22 protein-coding genes and 1 other annotated feature are annotated in these 26,920 nt (G+C 38.7%); of the genes, 17 read left to right on the top strand and 5 right to left on the bottom strand.

The features are described from left to right. Positions 1-22 precede the first annotated feature (22 nt). Genes FN960_RS08610 through FN960_RS08600 form a run of 3 tightly spaced genes read right to left on the bottom strand, consistent with a single transcriptional unit; the run spans position 23 to position 3,684 of the window. The gene (locus FN960_RS08610; RefSeq protein WP_143848297.1) at positions 23-1,153 is read right to left on the bottom strand and encodes a Ger(x)C family spore germination protein; all 1,131 of its coding nucleotides are present in this window, start codon (positions 1,151-1,153) and stop codon (positions 23-25) included. Further along, positions 1,150-2,241, bottom strand: coding sequence for a GerAB/ArcD/ProY family transporter (locus FN960_RS08605; RefSeq protein WP_143848296.1), 1,092 nt, complete (start codon positions 2,239-2,241; stop codon positions 1,150-1,152). The genes FN960_RS08610 and FN960_RS08605 overlap by 4 nt, the downstream gene beginning before the upstream one ends. A gap of 12 nt (positions 2,242-2,253) precedes the next feature. Beyond that, on the bottom strand, positions 2,254-3,684 hold the full coding sequence (locus tag FN960_RS08600) for a spore germination protein (RefSeq protein WP_185970972.1): 1,431 nt from the start codon (positions 3,682-3,684) through the stop codon (positions 2,254-2,256). A 200-nt stretch (positions 3,685-3,884) separates the two neighbouring features. Here FN960_RS08600 and htpG point away from each other — a divergent pair, with 200 nt between their 5' ends. The 8 genes from htpG (at position 3,885) to FN960_RS08560 (ending at position 16,438) form a co-directional block, all read left to right on the top strand. Next, the gene (gene htpG, locus FN960_RS08595; RefSeq protein WP_143848294.1) at positions 3,885-5,762 is read left to right on the top strand and encodes a molecular chaperone HtpG; all 1,878 of its coding nucleotides are present in this window, start codon (positions 3,885-3,887) and stop codon (positions 5,760-5,762) included. A gap of 919 nt (positions 5,763-6,681) precedes the next feature. Next, complete coding sequence (locus FN960_RS08590) at positions 6,682-7,242, top strand: methyltransferase family protein (RefSeq protein WP_143848293.1); 561 nt, start codon at positions 6,682-6,684, stop codon at positions 7,240-7,242. A 19-nt stretch (positions 7,243-7,261) separates the two neighbouring features. Next, positions 7,262-8,767, top strand: a complete 1,506-nt coding sequence (locus FN960_RS08585; RefSeq protein WP_143848292.1) for a phytoene desaturase family protein — start codon at positions 7,262-7,264, stop codon at positions 8,765-8,767. Positions 8,768-8,892: 125 nt separating this feature from the next. Next, a complete protein-coding gene (locus FN960_RS08580; RefSeq protein ID WP_143848291.1) occupies positions 8,893-10,359 on the top strand; it encodes an alpha-L-fucosidase in 1,467 nt (488 codons plus the stop codon). Positions 10,360-10,449: 90 nt separating this feature from the next. Further along, positions 10,450-12,726 carry a helix-turn-helix domain-containing protein gene (locus FN960_RS08575; RefSeq protein ID WP_143848290.1) on the top strand — a complete coding sequence of 759 codons (2,277 nt, stop codon included), beginning with the start codon at positions 10,450-10,452 and terminating at the stop codon, positions 12,724-12,726. A gap of 285 nt (positions 12,727-13,011) precedes the next feature. Then, complete coding sequence (locus FN960_RS08570) at positions 13,012-13,866, top strand: ABC transporter permease (protein ID WP_143848409.1); 855 nt, start codon at positions 13,012-13,014, stop codon at positions 13,864-13,866. A gap of 17 nt (positions 13,867-13,883) precedes the next feature. Next, positions 13,884-14,789, top strand: a complete 906-nt coding sequence (locus FN960_RS08565) for a carbohydrate ABC transporter permease (RefSeq protein ID WP_185970971.1) — start codon at positions 13,884-13,886, stop codon at positions 14,787-14,789. Positions 14,790-14,818: 29 nt separating this feature from the next. Further along, the gene (locus tag FN960_RS08560) at positions 14,819-16,438 is read left to right on the top strand and encodes an extracellular solute-binding protein (RefSeq protein WP_143848288.1); all 1,620 of its coding nucleotides are present in this window, start codon (positions 14,819-14,821) and stop codon (positions 16,436-16,438) included. A 282-nt stretch (positions 16,439-16,720) separates the two neighbouring features. Here the strand turns inward: FN960_RS08560 and FN960_RS08555 are convergent, their stop codons facing one another. Next, positions 16,721-17,056 carry a SoxR reducing system RseC family protein gene (locus FN960_RS08555; protein ID WP_143848287.1) on the bottom strand — a complete coding sequence of 112 codons (336 nt, stop codon included), beginning with the start codon at positions 17,054-17,056 and terminating at the stop codon, positions 16,721-16,723. 183 nt (positions 17,057-17,239) lie between these two features. Here FN960_RS08555 and FN960_RS08550 point away from each other — a divergent pair, with 183 nt between their 5' ends. The 9 genes from FN960_RS08550 (at position 17,240) to FN960_RS08510 (ending at position 26,126) form a co-directional block, all read left to right on the top strand. After that, positions 17,240-17,959, top strand: coding sequence for a YebC/PmpR family DNA-binding transcriptional regulator (locus tag FN960_RS08550; RefSeq protein WP_143848408.1), 720 nt, complete (start codon positions 17,240-17,242; stop codon positions 17,957-17,959). Between the two features lie 17 nt (positions 17,960-17,976). Next, positions 17,977-18,465, top strand: a binding site (T-box leader). Positions 18,466-18,572: 107 nt separating this feature from the next. Continuing rightward, on the top strand, positions 18,573-19,559 hold the full coding sequence (gene trpS, locus FN960_RS08545) for a tryptophan--tRNA ligase (protein ID WP_143848286.1): 987 nt from the start codon (positions 18,573-18,575) through the stop codon (positions 19,557-19,559). A gap of 363 nt (positions 19,560-19,922) precedes the next feature. Then, positions 19,923-21,221, top strand: a complete 1,299-nt coding sequence (locus FN960_RS08540; protein ID WP_185970970.1) for an ABC transporter substrate-binding protein — start codon at positions 19,923-19,925, stop codon at positions 21,219-21,221. Next, the gene (locus FN960_RS08535) at positions 21,214-22,116 is read left to right on the top strand and encodes a carbohydrate ABC transporter permease (protein ID WP_143848284.1); all 903 of its coding nucleotides are present in this window, start codon (positions 21,214-21,216) and stop codon (positions 22,114-22,116) included. The genes FN960_RS08540 and FN960_RS08535 overlap by 8 nt, the downstream gene beginning before the upstream one ends. After that, positions 22,113-22,931, top strand: a complete 819-nt coding sequence (locus tag FN960_RS08530; RefSeq protein WP_143848283.1) for a carbohydrate ABC transporter permease — start codon at positions 22,113-22,115, stop codon at positions 22,929-22,931. Before FN960_RS08535 ends, FN960_RS08530 begins: the two co-directional genes overlap by 4 nt. A gap of 267 nt (positions 22,932-23,198) precedes the next feature. Next, a complete protein-coding gene (locus FN960_RS08525) occupies positions 23,199-24,191 on the top strand; it encodes an ATP-binding cassette domain-containing protein (protein WP_143848282.1) in 993 nt (330 codons plus the stop codon). Next, complete coding sequence (locus FN960_RS08520) at positions 24,188-25,018, top strand: ABC transporter permease (RefSeq protein WP_143848281.1); 831 nt, start codon at positions 24,188-24,190, stop codon at positions 25,016-25,018. The genes FN960_RS08525 and FN960_RS08520 overlap by 4 nt, the downstream gene beginning before the upstream one ends. A gap of 251 nt (positions 25,019-25,269) precedes the next feature. Continuing rightward, a complete protein-coding gene (locus tag FN960_RS08515) occupies positions 25,270-25,644 on the top strand; it encodes a helix-turn-helix transcriptional regulator (protein ID WP_143848280.1) in 375 nt (124 codons plus the stop codon). Positions 25,645-25,691: 47 nt separating this feature from the next. Beyond that, positions 25,692-26,126 (top strand): SRPBCC family protein, encoded by a 435-nt coding sequence (locus tag FN960_RS08510; RefSeq protein WP_143848279.1) that lies wholly within the window; start codon positions 25,692-25,694, stop codon positions 26,124-26,126. A 47-nt stretch (positions 26,127-26,173) separates the two neighbouring features. On the opposite strand, the gene FN960_RS08505 is transcribed toward FN960_RS08510, so the two are convergent. Next, positions 26,174-26,776, bottom strand: coding sequence for a CHRD domain-containing protein (locus FN960_RS08505; RefSeq protein WP_143848278.1), 603 nt, complete (start codon positions 26,774-26,776; stop codon positions 26,174-26,176). Between the last annotated feature and the right edge of the window lie 144 nt (positions 26,777-26,920).

The raw sequence follows: 26,920 nt of genomic DNA, 5'->3' as shown, positions 1-26,920 counted from the left end.
TTTATCATAACATAATTGACACCTACTTCATTTTGATCGTGGAGCCTTTTGTACCGAAATCTTCAATAACAACAGAAATAGAATATGAAATATCAGCATTTGAAAAGTAGTCATCCCATTCAGCTGCATGCTGCTTCCAGAATTCAGGCTGCTGCACTCTCATGTATTCAGAGAAGCCAGCTACATCAGCATGAATGTCAGTTTGAAGCTTATTTACAAGGTGATTAACCCGTTTGCTTATTTCAATTTCAATCGCTTTTTGTCTTTGGTCATTATACGCCTGTGTGTAAGAGTTCTCATCTTCATTCCAATCCTCAGAAATCCTTCCCGTTGTTTCAGCGTCTACATTAATAGTGACTTGATCATCTTTCACATCTGTTTTAATGGATACATTCATATCATCAAGAATTTCAAAGGCGAGCGGCATTCCCTCAAGTGTTGTAGAAAGGATTCCACCTTCAATATCTCCGGTTAAATAATTTAACGTACCAATATCATCAATCGAGAGCTCTTGATCCAAAATCATACTATCTTTGATAACTCCCCCTCCGGATAAAGCTAACCGATTGTCAATGATTTGAACATCCTGCAAGAGAAAGCTAACACCTTTTTGCAAATTGGAAGAAAGCTTCCCTAAAGAGACTTCAGGAAGAATTTTTGCAGATCTGCCGCGATTATCAATCAAATCATACAATTGATTAGAAGGGATTTCTCCAGCGTCAGACACTCCGAGCACTTGTTTTATTGGTTCATCGGTAATGAACACAAACAGGCTTCTTCGTGTGCGATCATCTTTAATCATCTGATTGATGACTTCCTCAATTGTCCACTTTCGTAATACGTCTTTTCGAATAATTAAAACCCGCTGATGGTCACTAATTACAGCGTGATCACGAAGAGCAAGGTTACGAATAGCACTATGAACCGTTTTTCCTGTAGTATAAATGTTTTTGAACGGGGCATTTTGAGAGCTGTCGCCACTGTTACTTGGGGGGACAATAATTTGATGTCCTAAGGAGAGATATTCACCACTCTCACTTATGTCTACACCCACACCAATAACTAAAGATATCTCTTCAATACTTCGACTGTCCCAACAGCCTGTTAAGCAAAACATGCAGACAATCCCAATGAATATTCTCTTTATAGTCATGCACTCACCTTCTTCTTAATAGAAACGATAATGAAGCATACAAATGGTAAAGCCGTTAAAATAACAAAACCACTTTGACTGACTATATTACCCAATAGGAAGATTTCTGTGGAATCTGCGGGAATATAGGCCACGAAATATGCTATTGGTACAATGAACAGGCAAGAAACGATTGGGCGAATAGAAAATAACTTCTCTAAAATATAACAACAGTTAAATAAGTTAATGGAACAAATCGTAAAAAATTGAAGAATCCAAGTAGATAATAAAAATGAATCCAATCGTTCAAAAAAGATTCCATGTATACTAAACGTCTGAATAAAAGATATCGTTGGCCATGTCAACGTTTTCACTTCCTGAAAGCTAAGTGTGCCTACCACTAAAATATAGGTTAATGCGTAGAGGATTGTAGTAAAGGAAATACCAATGACGGCAGCTCTCACTCTTTTGGTCTGTGCTGTGGTAAAGGCTGTAAGAATAAGAATCGATTCTAAGCCTAAAAACGATATGCTGTTGCTAAAAAAACCTCTAGTAAATGGCGCAAAACCATTATGAAATATAGGCAATAAATTATTCATGTTAATCTCACGTACTCCTAATACAAAAATAAAGAACACAACAACTAAACAAAATGGGAGAAAGAAGACACACACACGAACTAAGCTATTAAATGAACTGCTCGCTAAATAAGCGCCCAAAGCAAGGATGATAAAAACCACTAGCATTTGTGGAGTTGTTTCTAAAAGGAAGAACCGAACCATCTCACTCATCGCCACTGCTTCGTAGCCTGCTAGACTTGAGAAATACAACACAAGCAGTATACAAATGACTTTAGACAAAATAGATGGAAAGGCTAATTGAGTGTATTCGACGATATCACCGACTTTATGTTTGTAGAAATAGAAAAAAATAAGCAAGACAGCAATAAGAAAGATGCTGCCCGAATAGAGTAGGGTAATCCAGCCTTCTGCAGAATCGAGAGAAACCGTTATCCTTCTCGGGAGTATGAGAAAGCCAACTCCAAGCATGACGTTGATAATCAAGACTGTAAATTGGAACGGTGATAGCGGATCTACCTTCGTGTTCAACAGATGACCTCCTTATTGAGCAGAACGAATACGTTTTGGCAATCTAAAGAATAAATCAAGAAACTTCTTCCTTGAGTAGCTAAATTGTAGTGAAAAGTAGGTTGTACCAAAGCTCTTCAAATTTGAAAGGTGGATGGACATCCAGATGAAAAAGCATACAGTTCCAAATAAGCCAAATATAGCAGCTGATATCATCGCAACAAAACGTAACATTCGAAAAGACAAACCAAAGCTATATTGAGGTACTGTAAAAGAAGTAATGGTGGTCAGCGCAATAATGATAACCATTAAGGAGCTAACTAAGTTAGCTTCAACAGCTGCTTGACCAATAATTACTCCACCCACAAGCCCAATCGTTTGCCCGAGAGGAGTAGGTAATCGAATACCAGCTTCTCTTAATAGCTCAATCGTAATTTCCATAATGATTGCTTCAATAAACGGTGGAAAAGGGACATTCTGTCGTGTACCTGAAATCGTTATGGCAAGCTCTGTAGGTAAGAGTCCTTGGCTAAACGAAACCAATGAAATGTAAAAGGCAGATAGAAACAATGTAATTAATATTGATAGGTAACGAAGTACTCTTAAGAAACTTCCAGCGATCCATCGCTCATAATAATCATCTGGTGATTGCAGAAGCATATCAAACGTTGAAGGCACGATGAGTGCAAAGGGAGAGCCATCTATAAAGAGGGCCACTCTTCCTTCATTTAACGCAGCAATCACTCGGTCTGGTCTTTCTGTATTTTGTATTTGCGGAAATGGCGACATCGGATGGTCTTCAATTAATTCCTCGAGCATACCTGAGTCTTCTAAATTACTTGTTTTTATTTTTGATAACCGTGACTCCAATTCTTCTAATAACTCATCTTTAATCAATTTCTGGTTATAGACATATTGAACAAGCTTTTCATTACTTTGAACGTTTAATTTGTGATCTTTGACAATGATATTTTGATCTCGTGTTAATTGTCTAAGTATGCCGATGTTGTCTTTTATGCTTTCAATAAAAGCGAGCTTAGGTCCGCGGATGACTTTCTCGCTTGAAGAGTCCTCGATGGATCTTTTTATTGTATTGGCAGTATCCAATATAAACACTTGTGCGTGATTTTCAAGAATGAGCACAGACTTCCCTTCGAAAATGAAGGAAATAGCATCATCAAATGAAAAAGTGGATTGGTACGAGAGCGTTTCTAATGTATGTAGAATAACCTCTTCTTCGGAGGAGGATTGAAACAATGATGGCGTAACTTTTTCTAGCTTATTCATAAACTGCATAAGCGTTGCAAAATCTGTTCTGGACTTCAAAAAGCACAAGGTACAGTTTTTACTTAGCTCAGTTATATAAACATCTCGATGACCATAATCCGACTGATTGGAGAAAAAGGTCGAGAATAGCTGTTTGTTGTAATCGAAATCAGATTGGAACTCCAAAATTTCAGCCATACGCTTCTCCTTTCTACACATCGAGATATACGTAGTGTGTTCTTGAGGCATAAGATTATTCATTCATCTATTTGAGTAATTACAATCAAATGTGAATCTATTGACGCCAACTGGCAAACGTGTAAAATAATAAGTGGTTAGCACTCTAGGATCACAAGTGCTAATCATAAATTGGTCATAAGGGAAGGTGTCATGTAGAAATGGAAAAGAAGCAGTTTCAGGCAGAATCGAAACGTCTTTTAGAGATGATGATTAATTCCATTTATACTCAAAAGGAAATCTTTTTACGGGAGTTGATTTCAAACTCTAGTGATGCGATTGATAAGCTATATTATCGTGCATTAACGGATGAAGCGATTAGCTTCGAGCAAGATCGTTATGCGATTCATATTGATGCGAATAAAGAAGAACGTACCTTATCGTTAACTGACACTGGTATGGGAATGACAAAAGAAGAATTAGAAGCAAACCTGGGTACCATTGCAAAAAGTGGATCTCTTGCCTTTAAAAAAGCAACGGAAACGAAAGATGGCCACGATATTATTGGTCAATTTGGTGTTGGTTTTTACTCTGCATTTATGGTGGCTGATAAAGTAACTGTGGTTAGTAAATCAGTGGATGATCCACAGGCTTATAAGTGGGAATCTGATGGCAGTGACGGATATACGATTGAACCAGCGGAGAAGGACTTACCAGGCACCGAGATTACATTACATATTAAAGAAAATACAGAAGACGAATCTTACGATGAGTTTCTTGAAGAGTTCCGTTTAAGGTCTATCGTCAAAAAGTACTCTGATTTCATCCGATATCCAATTAAGATGCAAGTAAGCACGCATCAGCCGAAAGATGGCGAAGAGGGAGAAACGGAAGAGGTTATAGAAGAACAAACGATTAACAGCATGGTACCAATTTGGCGCAAGAATAAAAGCGAGCTTACTAAAGAGGATTACGAACATTTTTATCAAGAGAAGCATTACGGCTTCGATAAACCCCTTGACCATATTCATTTAAGTGTGGATGGAGCCGTTCGTTATAATGCCATCTTGTTTATTCCTGAGAATACTCCGTTTGACTTTTATTCAAAGGAATACGAAAAGGGACTTGAGCTTTACGCAAATGGCGTCCTCATTATGGAGAAGTGTGCGGATCTTCTGCCAGACTTCTTTAGCTTTGTAAAAGGAATGGTTGATTCAGAGGATCTTTCATTAAATATTTCACGTGAGATGCTTCAGCACGATCGTCAGCTAAAGCTTATCGCTAAAAATATTCAGTCAAAGATTAAGTCTCAGCTTCAATCGATGTTAAAAAATAATCGTGACGCGTACGTGAAGTTTTATCAATCATTTGGACGCCAACTTAAGTTTGGTGTGTACAATGAATATGGTGCGCACAAAAAAGTGCTAGAAGATCTATTATTGTTCCATTCCTCTACAGAGGACGGACTGGTTTCATTATCTGAATATGTGACTCGTATGAAGGAAGATCAAGAAAAGATCTACTACGCTGGTGGAGAATCTATCGACCGTATTAAAAAGCTTCCGCAAACAGAGTTAGTTGCAGATAAAGGCTATGAAATCCTTTATTTTACGGAGGATGTAGATGAGTTTGCAATCAAAATGCTACAAAGCTATCAGGAAAAAGAATTCCAATCTGTTTCTAGTGCTGATCTAAAAATGGATGAAGACGATACCGAGCAGTCTGAGGAAGAGGCTGATGCTAATAAGGCTTTATTTGAAGAAATGAAATCTGTACTGGCAGGCAAGGTCAAGGACGTTCGTCTTTCCAAGCGTTTGAAGACTCATCCGGTTTTCCTAGCAGCAGACGGTGAAGTAACGATTGAAATGGAGAAAGTTCTTCAAGCCATGCCTGATAATCAGCATGTAAAAGCGGAGAAGGTTCTTGAGATCAACCCAAATCATGATGTGTTTAAAGCGATCAAAGCTGCACACGATACGGACCAAGAAAAACTGAAGCTATACACAAATCTGTTATACAGCCAAGCCCTTCTAATTGAGGGGCTACCACTTGAGGATCCGGTGGAGTTCACGAAAGATATGTGTAAGGTTATGGTATAAGAAGAATCAAGCAACAGCCGACTCAATCTTGAGTCGGCTGTTTTGTGTAATGGGGGAGAATTGCTGAAAAAAAGGCTTCGGCATCACTCCAGGAATGGGGCACGTAGAGAAAGGGCCTGTATACCAAGAGGAGCAGGTAATTCAGCAAGAAGCAAGTGCTCATATCAAGGGAAAGGGCCAGCATACCAAGAGGAGCGGTAGATGTAGCAAGAAGCAAGAGCTCATAGCAAGAGAAAAGTCCTGTATACCAAGAGAAGCGGTAGAAGTAGCAAGAAGCAAGAGCTCATAGCAAGAGAAAAGGCCAGCATACCAAGAGAAGCGGTAGATATAGCAAGAAGCAAGAGCTCATAGCAAGTAGAAAAGCCTACATACTAAGAGAAGCAGTAGCTCTTAACAAGAAAATCATCAGAAATCCATCGGAAGATTAACTAAACTCGCATGACTAAGTCGGTAAGCACAGCCAATCCAGTCACCATCCCGACCCCACGGATGGAATATGCGCGATAATAGGTAGGGGATGCGCGAAAAAAAGTAAAATGCGCGAAAAAGCGAGTACGTGCGCGGAAGCCAGTAAGCGCAGCCAATCCACTTAGGTAGGAATGTTAATCATTTTGTCTGATCGGGAACATGAGAGAAGTTTTCTCCTATAGCGGTGCATGAGCTCATTACAAGATGAATTTTTCATTGTCCACTCCCTAGGGTAAGTGCCCCCTATTTTGGGAGCGGTGGAAGAAGCAACGAATCATGAGCCCCCCTCTATCCATAACACAAGATTCATTTAAATATAAATTTGAACACAGTCCCATACACTTTAATCTTAAAGGGACGTTAATAATCAAGATCAACTCATCGTTTTGTTTGACTATTCTATAAATTAGTCCATGATAGAGAGACTACTTACAAAGACGGAAGGAGACTTATGTCATTTAACGAATGGTTATTTCTTATACTCAGTATCGTTTGGTTAATGGAATTTCTCATCTTTAAAGGTCAACGAGAATCCGAGAAATCCCATTCGTCTGAACGAAAAAGCTATTACCTTATCCTTTTTGCGATTACTATTACCGTCATGGCGAGTCTTTCTTTTCGTGAATTATCGTTTTTTACAATCGAAAATGCTTCTTTTACGTGGTTAAGTTTATTTATATATGGAGTAGGTATTTTTCTCAGATACTGGTCAATGCTGACGTTAAAGCAACAATTTACAAGGCATGTAGAGGTATCCGCAGATAAAAAACTAGTAAGTCATGGTCCTTACCGATATATGAGGCACCCATTATATACAGCCTTATTTGTCATTATGATTGGTTTATCTAGTTATTTGGCCTCGTGGACGGGCTTATTAATCACTCTTATTCTGGTTCTACCAGCATTGCTGTTTCGAATAAAGCTGGAAGAAGGTATGCTAACAGAAGCATTGGGCAAAAACTATGACGAGTGGAAGCAACAGCGTTGGATCTTAGTACCTTGGATTTATTAACTAAAAGGGGGAACTACGTGTGACGAAAAAAGTGATTGTAATTGGTGGCGGAATTGGTGGTTTATCTTCAGCGATCTCTCTTGCAGCAGAAGGATATCAGGTTCAGATCTTAGAAGCGAATGAGCGCATCGGAGGCAAATGCAATATTCGAAGTGGTGCAGGCTATACGTTTGATACGGGACCATCCATCCTGACGATGCCATGGACATTAGAGCAATTGTTCTCTCGTGCAGATCGTAAACTATCTGATTACATGACAATCAAACGAGTCGAGCCACAGTGGCGCACATTTTTTGAGGATGGTGTTTCCATTGATCTGAAGGGTGATTTGCCCGATATGCTAGCTGAAATTGAACGGATATCTCCAAAGGATACGTCTGGTTTCCTTCATTATCTTGATTACAGCAAGCAAATCTACGACCAATGCATGAAAAGCTTTTATCAAAAAAGTTTGTCTGGATTAAAGGATTTACGTCTCATGCATAGCTTTAAAGATCTACTTGCAATGGATCCAATGAAAAGCATGAATCAGGCTACAAAAAAACATATCCGCGACCCTCATTTGCAGCAACTCCTTGATTTTTTGGTAATGTATGTCGGGTCATCTCCATATCAATCACCTGCTGTATTATCACAGCTTGCCTACGTCCAGTTTGGCTTAGGGATTCATTATGTCGAGGGTGGTATGTATAAAATTATTAAAGGAATGGAGCGCTTATTAGGTGAACTTGATGTTGACATACGAACTAATGCAAGGGTAAATCGTATACTAGGATCTGATCAAAAGGCACAGGGCGTCCAGCTTCATTCTGGAGAGACATTGGATGCGGACATCGTGGTCTCAAACCTGGAAGCAATTCCAACCTATGATCAATTGATGCAAACGGAGTCACAATCCAAGCAGGAAATTAAAAAACTAAGTCAGTTTGAGCCAAGTGTATCTGGGTTAGTGCTACTTTTAGGTATTAACCGGACTTATGATCAGCTGTCTCACCATAATTTCTTTTTCTCAAAGGACCCGCAGTTGGAATTTAAGCAGATTTTCGAAGAGAAACGACCTGCCGATGATCCAACAGTGTATATTGGGATTTCATCTAAGTCCGATCCAAAGCAGGCACCTGAAGGCAAAGAGAATCATTTTGTCCTTACACATGTGCCGCCTCTTAAAGAGGGAGAAGACTGGGACAAGTACAAAGAGACCTACCGGGAAACCGTTATTGCTAAGCTGGAGCGAAATGGCCTAACCAATTTGCGTGAACATATTGAGTTTGAATATGCTTTTACGCCTAACGATTTGAACAAGCTCTATGGTTCTAATGGTGGTTCTATATATGGGGTCGCGGCTGATCGCAAAAAGAATGGTGGATTCAAAATTCCAAGCCGGAGTGGTGTGTACTCAAATCTTTATTTTGTAGGCGGCTCTACCCATCCTGGTGGTGGGGTTCCAATGGTTACTTTGTCTGGACAATTAACCGCAGATTTGATTTTTGAGGACGCATTGCAAGCGGATCATCATACAGGCTAATGAAAAGATAGGATCCCACTAATGAAATATTAGTGGGATTTTTTTATTGTTATTATATTTTGACAATTGATAACGCTTACAAAAAGATTTAATATAAAATAAGTACGTACAAAAAGGAGGCTGCAATGAAATCATCATACTTAGAAACGATTAACGACGTCATTAAATCAGGCAGGTTTAAAGATAACTGGGATTCCTTAGCTCAATACAAATTAGCTGACTGGTATCAAAAAGCAAAGTTCGGAATTTTTATTCATTGGGGTGTTTACTCTGTTCCTGCTTTTGGTAATGAGTGGTACTCGCGTAATATGTATATTCAAGGATCGAAAGAATTTGACCATCATATTAACACCTATGGTCCACACAAAGAGTTCGGCTATAAAGACTTTATTCCAGAGTTTAAAGCAGAGCATTTTGATGCTGACGAATGGGCGCAGTTATTTGAAGATGCAGGAGCGCGTTATGTGATGCCGGTTGCAGAACATCATGATGGCTTTCAAATGTATAAGAGCGACATTTCTCGTTTTAATGCGTATGAAATGGGTCCCAAGCGTGATGTGCTGGGAGAGTTAGGTGAATCTTTAAGCAAACGAGACATTACACTTTGTGCATCCTCCCATCGAATCGAACATTGGTTTTTTATGGGGCATGGTAAGGAATTTGATAGTGATATAAAAGAGCCGTTAAAAGTGGGGGATTTTTATTGGCCGGCCATGCCAGAGCCAGATCACCATGATATATATAGCTCCTCTCCTTCTAAAGAGTTTTTAGACGATTGGCTTATCCGTACGTGTGAAATTGTAGACAAATATCAACCACGTATTATGTATTTTGACTGGTGGATCCAACATCATGCTGCTAAACCTTATTTAAAAAAATTTGCCGCGTATTATTATAATCGTGCAGAGGAATGGGGGAAGGAGGTAGCGATCAATTACAAGCATGATGCCTTTATGTTTGGTACGGCCGTTGTAGATATTGAGCGGGGACAGTTTGCTGACCAGAAGCCTTATTTCTGGCAAACGGACACAGCCGTTGCCAAAAACTCATGGTGTTATACAGAAAATAATGAGTACAAGAAGGCAAATGAAATTATTGCAGATCTTGTGGATATTGTAAGTAAAAATGGCTCTCTTTTATTAAACATTGGACCTAAAGCAGATGGAAGCATTCCTGATGAAGACCGTGCTATTTTACTTGAAATTGGAGATTGGTTACGAGTGAATGGTGAAGCCATTTATGATTCAGGGGTATGGAGAGTAGCTGCTGAGGGACCTACACTCATTAAGGAAGGACAATTTACAGATTCAGAATCAAAAACATTTACAGCAGAAGATATTCGCTTTACCGTAAATGGTTCCTACCTTTTTGCTACTGTGCTACATTACCCTAAAAACGGCTACGTTTGCATAAAGTCTTTAAGTGATAAGGATGCATCAAAGTTACCTCATTTTCATGGAATCATTCAAGATTTGGAGATATTAGGATTTGACGAGAAACCGACATGGGAGCGTTCTGAAGAGGGTCTAAATATACACACAAACACTGTTCAAAGTGATAAACCGGTTGTCATAAAGATATTATTAGATTAGTAGGGGAATAACATGTCACGTTCTAACTAGTGGTGCCTTTATTTGGTTCCCAATAGAGAGGTTGAATGTAACACGTGAGGAGGGGGCAATATGTTCAGAAGAAGGACATTAAACGTTTATAGGCGTTTCCTTATATCCTATGTTATTATTTTGCTCATCCCTATTATGACTGGTTTCTTTACCTATCACGCTGCTATAAAAGAAGCTGAGAATTATGCAATTAGAACTAGTATACAATCATTAAACCAGAGTAAGTCTTTACTGGAACAAAGGCTATCGGAAGTAGAGCGATTTGCAAGACACATTGCAATAAATGATGATTTACAACGAATTTTACTATTAAGCAGTGATGAATCTACACGACAAATCTCTTTACTATCAAGTTTTTCTTCCGCTGTAACACCATTCGCTTCAACAAATGATTTTATTGAAGATTATTACATCCGTATTAATAAAAGCAACTTAATTATTACGCCTGGCTCAGTTTATTTTAGACCTCAGCAATTTTTCGCTGGAACTGATTATAGTGAAGCGTACCTATCAAAACTAGTAGAAACAGAGAATCGTACTCATTCATTTATTAGTCCTACAGAGGATATGGATAGCATTGGATTAACCTTTGTTCAGTCTATTCCTTTAGATAGTGCGTATGCTTCCTTAGGAACAGTAGTTGTTCCAATTAAACAAAATGATATTAACAATATTGTAAAGAGTATGCCAAATGAGCTGGATGCTTGGACCTTTATTCGAGATGGAGAAAATAAGGTGATTTCAGCTACAAATATTACTAAAGACCGGATTACTGAGATTGCTATTAATTCAAATGAGCAAGATGTTGAGTATTTAAAAGACGGTACGTTAGTCGTTACCATGCGTTCGGATAAGAATGATTTGATCTATACTGCAGGTATACCTAAAAGTACAATTGCAGCTCAAGCTAAACCAATAAAAGATATCACACTCATCGTAACAAGTGTAACCTTATTAGTTGGGCTATGTATTTCTTTGCAATTTTCACGGCGGAATAGTAGGCCAATCACTTCAATTGTAAAGCGTTTAAACGAATACATGGGAGCAGAGGCAAAATCAAAAAATGAATACGATTCTTTGATGGACCATGTTTCACACTTATTAAAGAGTCATACTGAATTACGGCAGACATTATCGAATCAAATGCCTGTTTTGAAGGATTTGTTTATTAAGCAATTATTACATGGAAGCATTACTGCAGAGCAAGCAGTTGAATCGTATAATAATTCTTACGGAGAAAAATTCTCAAATCATCATGTTGGAAATGTTTTTGTAGCTGAGATTGCATCAAAAAAAGAGAATTTGCCAACGAAGGAATATCATGAACGACTGATGGAATTTGATCTGTATGTAGAAGAAAAAATGGGCGAGCTATATCCATTTCTTCATAAGACCATAAGTCAACGAAAGCTTATCTATTTGTTGCTTATTGACAAGATTGAGCATCAGCACTCTCCACAAAAAGCCGAAATACTATTTAAAGAATTGAATGATAAAGTTGAAGGAAGACAAACACTTGATATACATGTGGGCATTGGCCAATCTTATGAGCGGCTCTCAGATATTAATCGCTCATACCATGAAGCGTTAGTTGCACTTCAATATGGACAGGATCTAGCTGACTTTGGCGTTTTTCTTTTCAGAAGAATTGTTCATAGCTCTACCATTTATTTTTATCCATATGATTGGGAGCTTTCTCTACTTAAGAACATTAAAGATGGAAATGCAGAGGCCTCGATTTCAATGATTGATACTTTATTTAATAAGAATAAATATGAAAAATCATTGTCACCAAAGATGCTGGAGCATTTTTTAGTAGCGCTTAAAGGAACGGTTATGAGAGCTATTGATGCAACAAGACAAGAAGGTCAAATTAAACAACTTTACGAAAAATTACTATTAACACAAATCAATACAAATAAATCAGAAGAGCTAAAGCAGATGATCATCTCTCTTATCTATCTATTTTGTGATTGGAAGGATAAAAAACAAGCCGTGCAAGATCATGTGTTAATACAAAAAGTAAAAGAATGTATAAATGTGCATTATACGGACGCTGGTCTAACATCGAATCTCATTGCATCGAAAATAGGTGATGAGGAGAAGAGAATGATTAGTTTATTTAAATATGAAACCGGGGAACGGTTAAACGAGTATATTGAAAGAGTTAGAATAAAAAAGGCTGAAGACCTACTCAGTCAAGGTGTACTAACCATTGAAGAAATTGCAGAGCAGGTTGGATATAATAGTGCCCATTCCTTTCGTAGAGTATTTAAACGATTACATGCAATCACACCTGTACAATATCGAGAAAATTTACATTCCTCAAAAGCTTAATAGTATCTTTTTAGAACTGTACCTTGATTTTTAAAGTGTACGGTTTTTTTATTTAACGAAAATACAGGTGTACGTCTTTTTCTGAAGTGTACGGTTTCAATAGTCAAAACCTCTGATATCATTCTAAATGAAGGCGCTTTCATTAAGGGGCTTTAAGAAAGGAGTGTGGCTTTGAAAACAACTGAAAGGATCAATAAGAGAACGTTTAAACCAAAGTTCAGGCGAGAAACTCACCGAGAATTAGCCAAAAAAAGCTTTCGAAGACATTGGCAACTATACTTGCTGATGATTCCACCAATAATGTATTTCATTATTTTTAAATATGTCCCTATGGCTGGAACGATCATTGCATTTAAAGACTATAACATTGTTCAAGGTGTTTTTGGAAGTGATTGGGCAGGGTTAAAACACTTTCAAGCGTTTTTTAGAAACCCAGTAGCTTGGGACCTCATCAAAAACACACTATACTTAAGTCTTTATCAAATGGCTGTAACGTTTCCGCTACCGATTATTCTTGCACTCGCGTTAAATGAAATCAGGCATGGGATCTTTAAGCGTACGGTACAAATGTTCACTTATGCACCGTATTTCATTTCAACAGTTATCATTGTGTCTATGATTATTATTATGCTTTCTCCACGTACTGGGATTATTAACGATATCCTTATATTCTTAGGGTTTGAGTCAAGTAATTTTTTAGCACAATCAGATGCTTTTCGATCTGTGTACGTATGGTCAGATGCATGGCAGCAGACCGGTTATGCAGCCATTATATATCTTGCTGCATTGGCTGGGGTAGACAGGCAACAGTATGAAGCGGCAAAGGTGGATGGCGCTTCACGAATTCAACGCATACTTAACGTGGATATTCCAGGTATTATGCCTGCGATCGTCATTATCATGATCTTAAGTGTAGGGAATTTAATGTCTATTGGCTTTGAGAAGGTTTATTTATTACAAAATCCACTCAACCTAAGCACGTCAGAAATTCTACAGACCTACGTATACAAAATGGGTATAATCAATGCAAGCTTCAGCTTTAGTGCTGCTGTAGGGTTATTTAATTCCATTATCAATTTAATATTGATTCTCATAGTGAATGTCATCGCTCGTAGGGTTACAGGTACAGGGCTATGGTGATGAAGAGAGGAGGGCTTATGAAAAGAAGAAAGCAAAAAAGTAGAATAAAAGAATCATTCACTGATCAACTCTTCTTATATAGTGTTTATGCCTTTTTAATTCTGGTTTTGATTATTGTGCTATATCCAATAGTTTATATAGTGAGCTCTTCCATAAGTAGCGCCGAAGCAGTAACCGCAGGTGAGGTTTGGCTATGGCCTGTTGACATATCGTTTGCAGGTTATAGAGAGGTTTTAACTAACTCTGATGTACTACGAGGTTTCAAGAATTCAATCATCTACACCATAAGCTATACATTGCTTGCGGTAGTCTTAACGGTTGTGTTTGCGTACCCTTTGTCAAGAAGGAATTTTTATGGTCGCACCTTCCTTATGTTCTTTATCTTGATTACCATGCTTTTTTCAGGGGGGTTAATTCCCGAATATCTTTTAGTACAACGACTAGGCATGCTTGACAGTATATGGGCTATTATTATTCCTAAGGCCATTGCTGTTTGGCAGGTGATTATAGCTAGAACCTTTTTCCAAACGAGTATCCCTGAGGAGTTAGTTGAAGCAAGTGAAATGGATGGGTGTAGTAGCATTCGTTTTTTATGGTCCGTTGTTTTACCACTTTCAAAACCAATTATTGCTGTGTTAGCTCTTATGTATGCAGTTATTCAATGGAACAGCTATTTCGATGCCATGATTTTTCTTAAGACTAGAGATCTATTTCCATTGCAATTGGAGCTAAGGGAGATCCTTATCACACAAACAAGCTCAGGTGCAAATATGGATATTGCAGTACAAGCGGAGCGTGACCGCTTAGCAAATCTAATGAAGTATTCATTAATCGTTGTTTCTAGTTTGCCTGTCCTAGTTATCTATCCTTTTGCACAAAAGTATTTTGTGAAAGGTATGTTAATTGGATCTGTAAAAGGATAAATACTTTAAACACTAAGGGGGATTTACACATGGAAGTCAAGTTCATAAGAATATTTATATTACTTGTAGGGATGGTACTTCTTGTTTCATGCTCTCCAGGAGAAGAGGCTTCAGAGGATACAGTTGAAGGAAAAACAGATATGAAAATTTTTATGCCGAACTACTCAGAAAGAGACTTAGAGACAAATTCTTTTACAGCTTTTGTTGAGGAGGAATTTGATGTAAACCTTATCTTTGAGACTACGTCTTATGACTCAGCAGCAGCAAAAGAGCGACGCCAGATCTCGCTTTCAAGTGGTGATTACCCAGATGTGTATTTCATGATTCCTTGGGTAGATCAATTCTCTGCAAATGAGATGCTTCGTTACGGGAATCAAGGTGTTCTTTTGCCCTTGAACGACCTTATTAAAGATCACGCTCCTAATTTACAGGAGGTTTTAGATACTGATGCTGAATATCGAGCTCTTGCTACTGCACCTGATGGAAATATATATGGAATACCTCAACTCATTGAATGTTTCCACTGTACTTGGCCAAATAAAATGTGGCTAAATAGTACATGGCTTGATAACTTAGGACTGGACGTTCCAGAAACACATGAAGAATTAAAAGAAGTGCTGACTGCATTTAAGAATGATGATCCAAATGGAAATGGTGAGAAAGACGAGATTCCACTTAGTGGTTCAATTTCAATTGGTCAGCATTCTGTTATACCATTTTTAATGAATGGATTTGTGTATGATGATGTCAAAACGCGTTTGACTGTAGATAATGATCAAGTTTCATTTGTGGCGAACAAAGAGGAATGGAAACAAGGCTTGGAATATATTCATGAGCTTTATGAAGATGGGCTTATTGATCCTGGAGCTTTTACTCAAAACGCTGAAGCCTATACTCAATTAGGAAGTAATGCGGATGAAGTAATCCTTGGCGCTGGACCCTCCATGCATCCTAATGAATTTGCCAACAATGATAATAGTTTGGAATATGATGCCATTGCTCCGTTAGCAGGACCAAATGCTGCGTATTCCGTTTATAAGTATCCCATAGAACAAGGTGCAACCTTTGCCCTCACAAATAAAGCGAGTGAAGAGGTGCAAGTGAAAGCCCTAAAGCTATTAGATTATATGTTCACAACGGAGGGGTCTCTTCGCGCCATGTTCGGAGAAGAAGGAGAATCATGGGAACAGGCTGAAGAAGGTGATGTGGCTATTAATGAAGATGTAGAACCACTTGTTAAAGAGATACATTCTGATGATGAACGTAATAACAATTGGGGAGCCAGCGCTCAATATTATCATCCAGTAGAATTTAGAGATTCTTGGGTTCAGGCTGAGGATATTTATACACAGGAGGGCTATGAACGCCGTTTACAAGAAGCCACTTACTTATATGAAGGAACGGAGCCGGAACGAGTATTCCCTTATTGGAGTGTTTGGTTTGATGAAATAGTGCAAGAGGAAGTAGCCACACTTGAAACTAATATTAAGACGAACGTGGAGCAAAGTGCTGTACGATTTATCGTAGGAGAACTAGATTTTGATTCGGACTGGGACAGCTATTTAGCTGGTTTAGAATCCTTGGGCGTAGACCGTTATGTAGAAATCATGCAGGAAGCGTATGATCAATATCTTGAAAATGTGAATTAAATGTATAGGTTCGTTGCGACAGTTTAGTGACATAGATCTCCTATCCTAATCTCAACAAAGAGATATAAGGAAAGTGTTCCAGTGGGGGTTTATCAATAGAAGAAAAGCTAAACAATGTTTAATATTGTTTAGCTTTTCTTTAATTCAGGTAGAATCATTACCAATTTAGATAAATTGAGTACTGTTAGAGCGAACAGGTACTTGCCATTAACCTGGTTCCACGTCCAAGTTACAATAAACCCATTCTTTTCGAAAGTTAATATCTCATTAAATACTCATTTCTTAACTCAATTGAGATTCGTCATGATGTTGCTCATTTATTGCCGTGTGCGTATCCACATCTTCAACCGTTAATACAAGGCCGCCAAATTTACCTGCTAACCAGTTATAACATAATGTGACTAGTGATATTATGCCTGCATAGAAAGCAGTATAAAAAATAATGGCAATTAAAAAAAGCGGGATAGTTACAAAACCTGCAGCCCCTTCCTGGGTAACCCCTACTAAAGTAGCAATAAGAAAAATCAGGACAAAAATAATAAGGGGAATAAAATAAAGGTAAAGCGTACTTTTTAAAACACTAACAATACCAAATTTCTTAACTTCCACTTTTCTCATACACTCAACTCCTCTTCATAAAAATATGTATATATTCATACACAGGAGTTTATACCCTGTTTATTCCACTTGCAAACAACTATTTACAGTGTAATTATGGAAGGTTTGTCCTAATAGCTTGTCAGAATCGCTAGATGAGGCTATGATGGAGGTTAAGAGAACAAGTGAAAGCGAGTGTTAATGATGGGACGTAAATGGAATAATATTAAAGAAAAAAAAGCATCAAAGGATGCAAATACAAGTAGAATTTATGCGAAATTTGGACGTGAGATATATGTGGCAGCCAAGCAGGGTGAGCCAGACCCTGAATCAAACCAAGCTTTAAAGGTCGTTCTTGAACGAGCTAAAACCTATAATGTTCCAAAAGCAATCATCGATCGAGCGATTGAAAAAGCTAAAGGTGGCTCAGATGAAACATACGATGAGCTTAGATACGAAGGTTTTGGACCAAACGGCTCTATGTTGATTGTTGATGCGCTAACTAATAATGTGAACCGCACCGCATCTGATGTTCGAGCGGCTTTTGGAAAAAATGGAGGGAACATGGGCGTTAGTGGCTCAGTTGCTTATATGTTCGATGCGGCTGCTGTAATTGGTGTAGAGGGCAAGTCTGAGGATGAGATACTTGAATTGATGATGGAAGAAGACGTAGATATTAAAGATATTGTTCAAGAGGATGAAACGGTTATCGTTTATGCAGACCCTGAACAATTTCATGCTGTCCAAGAGGCGTTTAAAACGTTAGGTGTGACGGAATTCTCAGTAGCTGAACTTACCATGTTAGCTCAAAATGATGTGTCTATTCCTGAAGAGGGTAAGGAGCAATTTGAGAAGCTAATAGATGCACTGGAAGATTTGGAAGATGTTCAACAGGTTTATCACAATGTTGACTTAGCTGAGTAAATATTTATCTTATATAGAAATCAATAATGATGAAGAGTAAGTACAAAACAGATTGGGTGTTCAGAGAGTTGGTGGTGGCTGTGAACCAATCATCCTTTGTTTTGGAATGGGCTTCTGAATTACTTTTCCGAAATCGTTAGTAGGTCACTGAAAAAGTCATGTAAGAATGAGCTGAATAGCGCCGCTACAGGAGAACCCTAGCACCCGCAAGAACGGCCTCAGCCCTCGAAGTGGAAGTACGCCACTTCAATGTCGGTCTGCCTCGTTCTGTTCCGCAGGAGTCTACGGGTTCACACCCGCTAATGTTCTGACTTAAACAATGGAAGAACGTTCGCAGTCTTATATAGATCGTTTTTCAGTGACCTAAATCGTTAGTAGGTGAAGTCGGGTTTCTCTATCCGTTATCAACTAGAGACATATCGAAAGTAGATGCTTTCCGTATGTGTGAGTGAGCTGATTCTACTAGCTAACAAAAGGTGGTACCGCGAGAAAACCTCGTCCTTATTTGGACGGGGTTTTTTGTGTTTATTTAAGGGGGTGATGGTCATGGAAGATGACTGGTGGCAAAGAAAGATGAACGGTTCTCAGCAACATAATAGAAGGAGGAACTTATATGAAAGAACGAATGATGACAGGAGATCGTGTGACAGGCAAGCTTCATCTTGGCCATTATGTAGGCAGCTTAAAAAATCGAGTAGCGCTACAACATCAATATGATACATTTGTGATGCTTGCAGATGTGCAGGCATTAACCACGCATTTTAAAGAGCCTAAACAACTATCGCAATATCTAAGACTAGTTACGCTGGACTATCTCTCCGCTGGTATTGACCCAAATGAAACAACTATTTTTGTTCAGTCAATGATTCCAGAAATCGCAGAGTTAACCATCTATTATTCAATGTTTGTAACGGTTAACTCTCTTCGACACAATCCAACTGTTAAGGCGGAAGCGTTAGAGAAAGGCTATGAGGATCTGTATTATGGTTTCCTTGGGTACCCAATTAGTCAAACAGCAGATATTACATTTTGCAAAGCAACCGTTGTCCCCGTTGGTAAGGATCAGTTGCCTCATATGGAACAAACAAGAAAAATCATACGCCGGTTTAATCAATTATATAAACCCGTATTTGCAGAACCGAGAGCTCTTGTTGGTGAGTTTCCACGATTACCCGGTATAAATGGTGACAGTAAAATGAGTAAAAGCAAGGGGAACTCCATTCATTTAGACTCTACTTATGAAGAAGTCCTTAACAAAATAAAAAAAGCAAAAACAGACCCAGCAAGAGTAAAGAAGTCTGATCCTGGTCATTCAGAACGTTGTGTCATATTCACCTATCATCAAGCTTTTGCAAATGAATCGACCGAAGAGATATATGAAGGGTGTAAAACGGCATCACTTGGTTGTGCCGAATGCAAAGATAAAGTTTCTAAAAGTATCAATCAGCTCCTTGAACCGATGAGAGAAAGGAGAGATATGTTCCAAAAAAATCCTTCTCAATTAGATGAGATACTAATGGAAGGGACAGCTAGAGCTCAACATATTGCAAAAGAAACGCTTCATGAGGTGAAAGAAGCTATGAATATGAATTATTTCTAAGCTACCGTTTTAGTCCGTTTGAATGTACTCAAACGGACTAAAACTAATCTTTTGATAGCCAAAAAGAGACATAGTCATCACACTGATATAAGAGCAATAATATATAAATGCTTAAACAAAATACATAGAAAAAAACATTATATAATTAAATAATTTCACGTACCATATTCTTATCTATAAATACCAATCAACCACTAATCACAAAAATAAAAGTCGAAAATAATAGTATAATTTTGTCGAATTTAGACCTTATTATTTGACGTGAAAAATACACTGTGCTAAAGATGGAAACGTTACCATTAAGCGTTCTCACAACATGAAGACTTCACAGAAAGATAAATTTTTACTATGGGAGGGGAGAGTATGCGCTATAAAACACCTGCGTTTTTAGCTTTTATGCTACTGGCCGTAGGGGGCTGTAATGAGAGTACTGAACCAAACCTATCCGATGAACCTTCAGGTGATTTAACGGTTTGGGCATGGAATTTAGAGGCTGATTATTTACTTGATATTGTCCCGGATTTTGAAGAAATGTATCCGAATATTAATGTTCACATCTTAAAGCTTAGTGGTGATCAAGTCTATCAAAGACTCACTACAGGTCTTGCTGCTGGAGTAGAAAGTCAGTTACCAGATCTCGTTCAAGTGGAGAACCAACGAATTGATCTCTATATGGAGAACTTTAGTGAAAGCTTTGTCAACTTATCTGAGATGGGTTTTGATGAACATCGAGACAAATTTGTTGAAGGGAAAATTGCTCCTTTAATTAATGACGATGATGGAGTTATGGCATTTCCGAGGGATACTGGACCAATGGCGGTCTTTTATCGAGAAGACTTGTTTGAAGAAGCTGGGATTGACCCCGACGAAATTGTTACATGGGATGATTATATAGCTGCCGGGGAACAAATGCTTGAAGAAACAGGCACACTCATGACAGGTATGCAATTTAATGGAGATACTCAATTCTATCGTGCCATGCTTCAGCAGCATGAATTATTATATTTTGACTTAGATGGGAATGTTACCGCTAATACAGATGCTGCTTATCGTTCGATGGAAACATTAAAAGCAATGGATGATGCGGGGATTTTCCTCTATGCTTCAACAGGTGAAGAAGTGAATGCGGCGATCAAAAATGATGCCGTTGCCTCCGTCATTAGTGGTTCATGGCAAAAAGGAATCATTGAGGATCAAATGCCTGAACAGGAAGGGCTATGGAGAGTTATGAAGATGCCTGTTTTCGAGGAAGGTGGATTAACTGCTGCGAATGATGGTGGTTCGAACCTTGCTATTACTTCTGTTTCCAGTAACAAAGAAGCAGCATACTTATTTGGGGAGTTTGCTTCAGTGAATGTTGATAATCAAGTGTATGGTGCACTTGCATATGGAGCGTACCCAGCACTTATTGGAGCGATTGATCATCCTCAACTTGCTGAAGGAGATGAGTTTTTTGGTGGTCAAGAAATCTTTACCCTTTTTGGTGAAGAGGCGGTTGATTTACCCGTTGTCAATTTCACAGATGATTATTTGAGGGCTCAAAATAACTTCAATGATGCGATCGGTCGGGTTATTTTAGAAAATGTGTCTGTAGCGGAAGGGCTTGAAACAGCAGGTAATCGACTTGAAGCAGCCACTGGACGGGAGGCAAGCGATGAGTAATTCAGTCACTCAAGGCAGACCAAAAGGCAAGGGACCGAAGAATCAGGCAGGACTTGCCCCCTATGTGTTTATAGCACCAGCTGTTCTGTTATTTTTAATGTTTACAGGTTATCCTGTAGTGTATTCATTAATTCTAAGCTTCACAACAAATGAAGCGGGAGTAAACACCTTTGCTGGCTTTGGAAATTACATTCGTTTGTTTCAGGATAGTTTGTTTTATGAATCCCTCTTTAACACTTTTATTATTCTGATTTTCCAAGTGCCCATTATGATTATGTTCGCGGTTATACTCGCAAATGTTTTGCATAGTGGGATTCACAGGTTTAAAGGTGTGCTGCGGGTCGCTTTTTTTACACCAACAGTGACCTCACTCGTTGCAGCTGCGATTATCTTTCTTTTAATCCTAAATCAGGATTTTGGGATTATCAATTTTATGCTCTCTAATGTGGGGATTGATCGTATTCCCTGGCTAAATGATCCGTTTTGGGCCAAGGTTTCACTTATTATGGTGACGATCTGGCGATGGACAGGCTACAACATGATCATTATTTTAGCTGGACTGCAAGTGATTCCAAAGGATCTCTACGAGGCAGCTAGTATAGATGGCGCTAGTCCTTTACGTAAGTTTTTTTCCATTACCTTACCGCAATTAAAACCGGTGCTGCTATTTGCCGTAGTCATGTCAACGATTGGTACCTTTCAGCTATTCGATGAGGCCTTTAACTTAACGGGTGGTGGCCCAATTAATGCCACAACCACAGTCACGATGTATCTATATGAAAATGGCTTTGAATACTTTGATTTTGGTTATGCATCAGCCATAGCGTATGTGGTGGTACTCATCATAGCCGTTCTATCATTTATTCAGTTCAAACTGGCAGGTGATGACGATTGAGCATTCTAGGGAAGGTATTAAAATATGTTGTATTAGCTATTGGATTGTTCATTACACTTGGACCCTTTTATTGGATGCTAGTTGGTGCAACAAACTCATCAGGAGCACTGCTTTCAGTACCTCCTAATTTAATTCCTGGCGACCAGTTAGCTGAGAATTTCCGAAACCTCTTAGATAATATTGATATTTTTCAAGCTTTATTGAATTCAACGATTATTACAGTCACATTTACAGTTGTGGCAGGATTGTTTAGTGCAGCGGCGGGCTATGCGTTTGCGAAGTATAAGTTTAAAGGCAGGAACACATTGTTTGCCATGCTACTTGTATCGATGATGATTCCATACCAAGCTTTAATTATTCCGCAATTTGAGCTTTTTGCTAATCTTGGGATTTTAAATACGTATAGTGCGATTATTTTGCCACAGCTCGCCTATCCATTTGCGATTTTTCTTATGAGACAAAGCATGAAATCGATTCCCGACTCTCTATTAGAATCCGCACGTATTGATGGCTGTGGAGAGTACAGGATTTTTTTTCAAATCTCTTTACCTATGATGCTCCCGGCAATTGGTGCTGTCGCTATTTTCTTGTTTACGCACCAGTGGAATAACTTTTTATGGCCTCTTGTTGCCATCGTAACAGAGGATATGTACACACTGCCGATTGTATTATCTATTTTGGCAGGACAGGATAATCTCGATTATGGTCAGTTAATGTTAGCTGCATCCATATCAGTATTGCCAATCTTCATCATGTTCCTCTTCTTACAGCGCTATTTTATTGCAGGAATTGCAAGTGGAGCGGTGAAGGAGTAGATTGTTAATAAGGTAGCCAGGGAGATGGACCTGAATAGGATCCGTTCTCCCTGGTTTTTTAATTTTTATTAAGGAGTGATAAGGACCTTACCTTACCCATGTAGCCGTATAAACTTCATACTACACTTAGATGGTTTTGTTCATATTTACAAAGAATTTGGATAAGATTTATAGGAAGTGACTTCAGGTACTGGTATAACAGTACTAGAACCGTTAAAATAGAAATCTTAAAGCAATAATTAGAAAGAAATGAGTGGTGAGAAGAAAATGACAAGAAATGAGTTAGCATCATCTGACCTTGCAATTGAAGCAAAAGGATTGGTGAAGATATTTGGAAAACATCGTGCAGTCGACGGAGTAGATCTATCAATTAAAAAAGGAACCGTCTATGGTTTCTTAGGTCCGAACGGTGCAGGGAAAACAACAACCATTCGTATGCTCGCAACATTGCTCACTCCAGATGAAGGCAGTGCCCACGTATTTGGCCATGATCTCGCTACTGAAACCTCCGAAGTTAGAAGTCGGATAAGCCTAACTGGTCAGTATGCCTCCATTGATGAAGACTTAACGGGCATAGAAAATTTAGTTCTTATCGCAAGGTTGATGGGCTATAATCGTAGTCAAGCAAAGGCACGGGCGAATGAGCTCTTGCACGCATTTGGCTTGGAGGAAGCAGCTAAAAGACAAGTCAAAAAATATTCAGGTGGAATGAGACGACGAATTGATATTGCGGCTAGTATCGTTGTTACCCCCGAACTATTATTTTTAGATGAACCAACAACCGGGTTAGACCCAAGAAGCCGTAACCAGGTATGGGATATTGTTCGCGCATTAGTGAGCGCAGGAACAACCGTTCTCCTTACCACTCAATATTTAGAGGAAGCAGATCAACTCGCTGACCGAATTGCTGTCATTAATCAAGGGAAAATTATTGCTGAAGGTACAAGTGACGAACTAAAAGCATCTGTCGGCTCAGGTACATTGCAAATACGCTTAAGTGATGTCGCGCAACGTGAGCCAGCCATCCGTATTTTAGAAGAAGTGCTTGCAGTACAGGTACATACAGGCTCCGATTCAGCAGCGATTACTTCTCAAGTCGCTAACTCATCGGTAGTGGTCAAAGCACTTAGCAAGCTAGAAGAGGCAGGTATTACATTAAGCGATTTTTCATTGGGGCAACCAAGCCTGGATGAGGTGTTCTTAACATTAACAGGAAAACCTGCTGAAGAAAATGAGAACAAGGAAGAGGAGAGCGCATGAGTCAGAGTACAACGAATAAAGTAGATCAACGCTTGCATGACGCTATTGCATCAAGTGTTAGACCTCCTAATCCGAACGCATTATCGTCCTCACTAACATTCTCATCTAGAGCATTACTAAGGATAAAGCATGTACCAGAACAATTGTTCGATGTAACAATGTTTCCGATTATCTTTCTGTTAATGTTCACCTATCTGTTTGGAGGAGCCATCGCAGGCTCAACAACAGAGTATTTACAATTTTTGCTGCCAGGGATTCTCGTCATGACCGTATCACAAATCACGATGTATACAGGCGTTGATTTAAATAATGATATTCGAAAAGGCGTATTTGACCGGTTCCGTACACTTCCAATTTGGCTACCCTCAGCTCTAGTTGGGGCACTCCTCGTAGATGCAGTTCGCTACCTAATGGCATCCACGATTATGGTACTTCTTGGATTATTGTTAGGGTTTAGACCAGAGGGTGGGTTTATCGGAGTCTTATCTGCATTAGGTCTTATTTTAATCTTTTGTTTCAGTCTCTCATGGATCTGGACAACACTTGGAATCATCATGCGCTCAGAGAAATCATTAATGATGGTCAGTATGATGGTCTTATTCCCATTAACCTTTGTCAGTAATGTTTTTGTAGATCCAGAGACGCTACCGAACTTGTTGCAAGGGTTTGTTGATATCAATCCCATCTCCTTACTCGTTACAGCCGTTCGAGGATGTATGTATGGGACAGTAACCACTGCAGAAGTAGGGTGGGTTCTACTCGCATCTGCCATATTTTTAGTAATCTTTGCTCCGTTGACGATGTATTTGTATCGAAATAAAAAATAACAGATAGTACAGTAACAATTAAGCCTTGACGACAACGTCTCATTATTGAGTTTGTCGCCAGGCTTTTTTGTTAGTTCGGCGAGTCAAATGTTTCATGCTTACCGTTATGATGAATCCTTTAGTTTTCATCATTCTACACGAATCATTTTATTGTGCTAGGTATCATCATTATTGTACAATTTGTACAATAAGGGGAGGGGAGTTCGATCGACATTTTCACCCTCACGCTATTTACTATAAAGGTGGGATGAATGATGAATGAAAAGCAAAGAGCAACGAGTCGCTTTCTCATAAAACAAAGATTATTTATTAAGTTATATTTGCTAAAATATATAGAGGACGGCCGACTTTATGGCATTCAAATGCTAGAACAAATCAGAGACAGATTTCAATCAGAAGGCTACAAACCAAATCACGCGGATATTTATCGAGCTTTACATGAATTAGTCGATTCAGGAGTCATCAAAGCAAGTAAACGAAAGCTGACTGAGGATTCCTATCAGGAAATTTTGATTTATTATATTCGAGACACGCAAAAAGCAGCCATAATAAAAGAACAAGGAATTAAAGAATTAAAAGACTCTGCGGCATTATTGAAAAAAGCACTTGATGATTTGGAAGATTAGTTAATATAGTGCTCTTCCTAATTAAATAATTGAAAGGACGTGTACAGATGGAGATCCCAAGCATTGTTCAGAAAACACATATCAACTGTTCAATTGATGAGGTTTATAAAACGTTACTCTCAGCTCAAGATTGGAATCAATGGTTCACGGATGAAACAACAATAGACAATCATCACATTACACTAGTCTGGACCAATTGGGGTAAAGAAAAAGTCACGATCAAAGATGGCGGAAGGATTATTAATAAAATCCAAAATAAACACTTTTCATTTGAATGGTCGCCTGGACCCGAACTAACAACAACTGTAAATTTTGATCTTGAAGAATATAATTTGGGTACAGACATCACCGTAACTGAGACAGGTTATATGGAAGACCACTTACATACTCTGGTTTACTGTGCGGGAGGATGGGGAGAAGCATTAATGCTGCTAAAAGCGTACATGGAGCATGGAATAAAATTACGTACAAGTGAAAGCTAAAAATCGGTAAACTCTTTTTAGAGCTTACCGAAAATGATGGTACATATTTATCTAGAAAAGAAAGAAGTGATGCTTGTCCATACATTTGTTAACCAGCTATCATTACTCGATCCACCAAAGCCTGTTTGTGGCATTTCTTTAGGCATGTCCATTGCAGCGTCTTGTGCGTATTGATCCAATTGACCGCGAAGTTCCCCGTCAGGGTATTCCTCTGTATGGATATCAATGTAAACTTCTCCAGCTACCAATGCCATAGAAAATTCTTCCCAGGTTAATTCACCTACTAGGTCATCTTCTGTTAAGGTTCCTGAGGCAACTTCACCGTGATAATCCATCGGCTCATCGTGTTCAAACAAAACTAACTCTTTAGGAGGTCCATTTTCTCCTTTTGGTCCACTGTGAAGATGACCATCTGTTGCGTCTTCTAAATACTCAGCTTCAAGCCAATACTCGATTGAATCTCCGTCTTCACTGACTTTAACATGAGCTTCACCCCACGCATCGCTTTCTACTGACATCTCCTCATTAACTACTTCATCAGATGTCAATTTAACTAAAAATTCTCTTCCCTCGTGATCGGCAGAAGCAGTTCCTGCATACGTCGTAAATGCCAATGCCCCAGCGAACGTTGCAACCATAACTTTTTTCATGAAATGAAATTCTCCTTCCAGTAGGGTTAATAGCTATTCCTCATGACATAACTACCTACCAAGTAAACGAAAGAAAGATAGGCTAGGATCACTATTGTTATAAGATTTTGATAATCAATAGAGTTTCTTTTTTTAATAACATAT

The sequence above is a fragment of the Alkalicoccobacillus porphyridii genome, from assembly GCF_007293315.1.
Lineage (GTDB): Bacteria > Bacillota > Bacilli > Bacillales > Bacillaceae_D > Alkalicoccobacillus > Alkalicoccobacillus porphyridii.
The sequence above is the reverse complement of the archived record's forward strand: the minus strand, read 5'-3'. Positions and strand labels throughout refer to the sequence as shown.

Excerpts from the sequence above, each read along its gene's own strand:
- FN960_RS08550 (WP_143848408.1), top strand. The coding sequence starts at position 17,240 with ATGGGACGTAAATGGAATAATATTAAAGAAAAAAAAGCATCAAAGGAT.
- trpS (WP_143848286.1), top strand. The coding sequence starts at position 18,573 with ATGAAAGAACGAATGATGACAGGAGATCGTGTGACAGGCAAGCTTCAT.
- FN960_RS08510 (WP_143848279.1), top strand. The coding sequence starts at position 25,692 with ATGGAGATCCCAAGCATTGTTCAGAAAACACATATCAACTGTTCAATT.
- FN960_RS08535 (WP_143848284.1), top strand. The coding sequence starts at position 21,214 with ATGAGTAATTCAGTCACTCAAGGCAGACCAAAAGGCAAGGGACCGAAG.
- FN960_RS08565 (WP_185970971.1), top strand. The coding sequence starts at position 13,884 with ATGAAAAGAAGAAAGCAAAAAAGTAGAATAAAAGAATCATTCACTGAT.
- FN960_RS08610 (WP_143848297.1), bottom strand. The coding sequence starts at position 1,153 with ATGACTATAAAGAGAATATTCATTGGGATTGTCTGCATGTTTTGCTTA.
- FN960_RS08520 (WP_143848281.1), top strand. The coding sequence starts at position 24,188 with ATGAGTCAGAGTACAACGAATAAAGTAGATCAACGCTTGCATGACGCT.
- FN960_RS08575 (WP_143848290.1), top strand. The coding sequence starts at position 10,450 with ATGTTCAGAAGAAGGACATTAAACGTTTATAGGCGTTTCCTTATATCC.
- FN960_RS08600 (WP_185970972.1), bottom strand. The coding sequence starts at position 3,684 with ATGGCTGAAATTTTGGAGTTCCAATCTGATTTCGATTACAACAAACAG.
- FN960_RS08515 (WP_143848280.1), top strand. The coding sequence starts at position 25,270 with ATGATGAATGAAAAGCAAAGAGCAACGAGTCGCTTTCTCATAAAACAA.
- FN960_RS08560 (WP_143848288.1), top strand. The coding sequence starts at position 14,819 with ATGGAAGTCAAGTTCATAAGAATATTTATATTACTTGTAGGGATGGTA.
- FN960_RS08505 (WP_143848278.1), bottom strand. The coding sequence starts at position 26,776 with ATGAAAAAAGTTATGGTTGCAACGTTCGCTGGGGCATTGGCATTTACG.
- FN960_RS08570 (WP_143848409.1), top strand. The coding sequence starts at position 13,012 with ATGATTCCACCAATAATGTATTTCATTATTTTTAAATATGTCCCTATG.
- FN960_RS08590 (WP_143848293.1), top strand. The coding sequence starts at position 6,682 with ATGTCATTTAACGAATGGTTATTTCTTATACTCAGTATCGTTTGGTTA.
- FN960_RS08540 (WP_185970970.1), top strand. The coding sequence starts at position 19,923 with ATGCGCTATAAAACACCTGCGTTTTTAGCTTTTATGCTACTGGCCGTA.
- FN960_RS08525 (WP_143848282.1), top strand. The coding sequence starts at position 23,199 with ATGACAAGAAATGAGTTAGCATCATCTGACCTTGCAATTGAAGCAAAA.
- htpG (WP_143848294.1), top strand. The coding sequence starts at position 3,885 with ATGGAAAAGAAGCAGTTTCAGGCAGAATCGAAACGTCTTTTAGAGATG.
- FN960_RS08555 (WP_143848287.1), bottom strand. The coding sequence starts at position 17,056 with ATGAGAAAAGTGGAAGTTAAGAAATTTGGTATTGTTAGTGTTTTAAAA.
- FN960_RS08580 (WP_143848291.1), top strand. The coding sequence starts at position 8,893 with ATGAAATCATCATACTTAGAAACGATTAACGACGTCATTAAATCAGGC.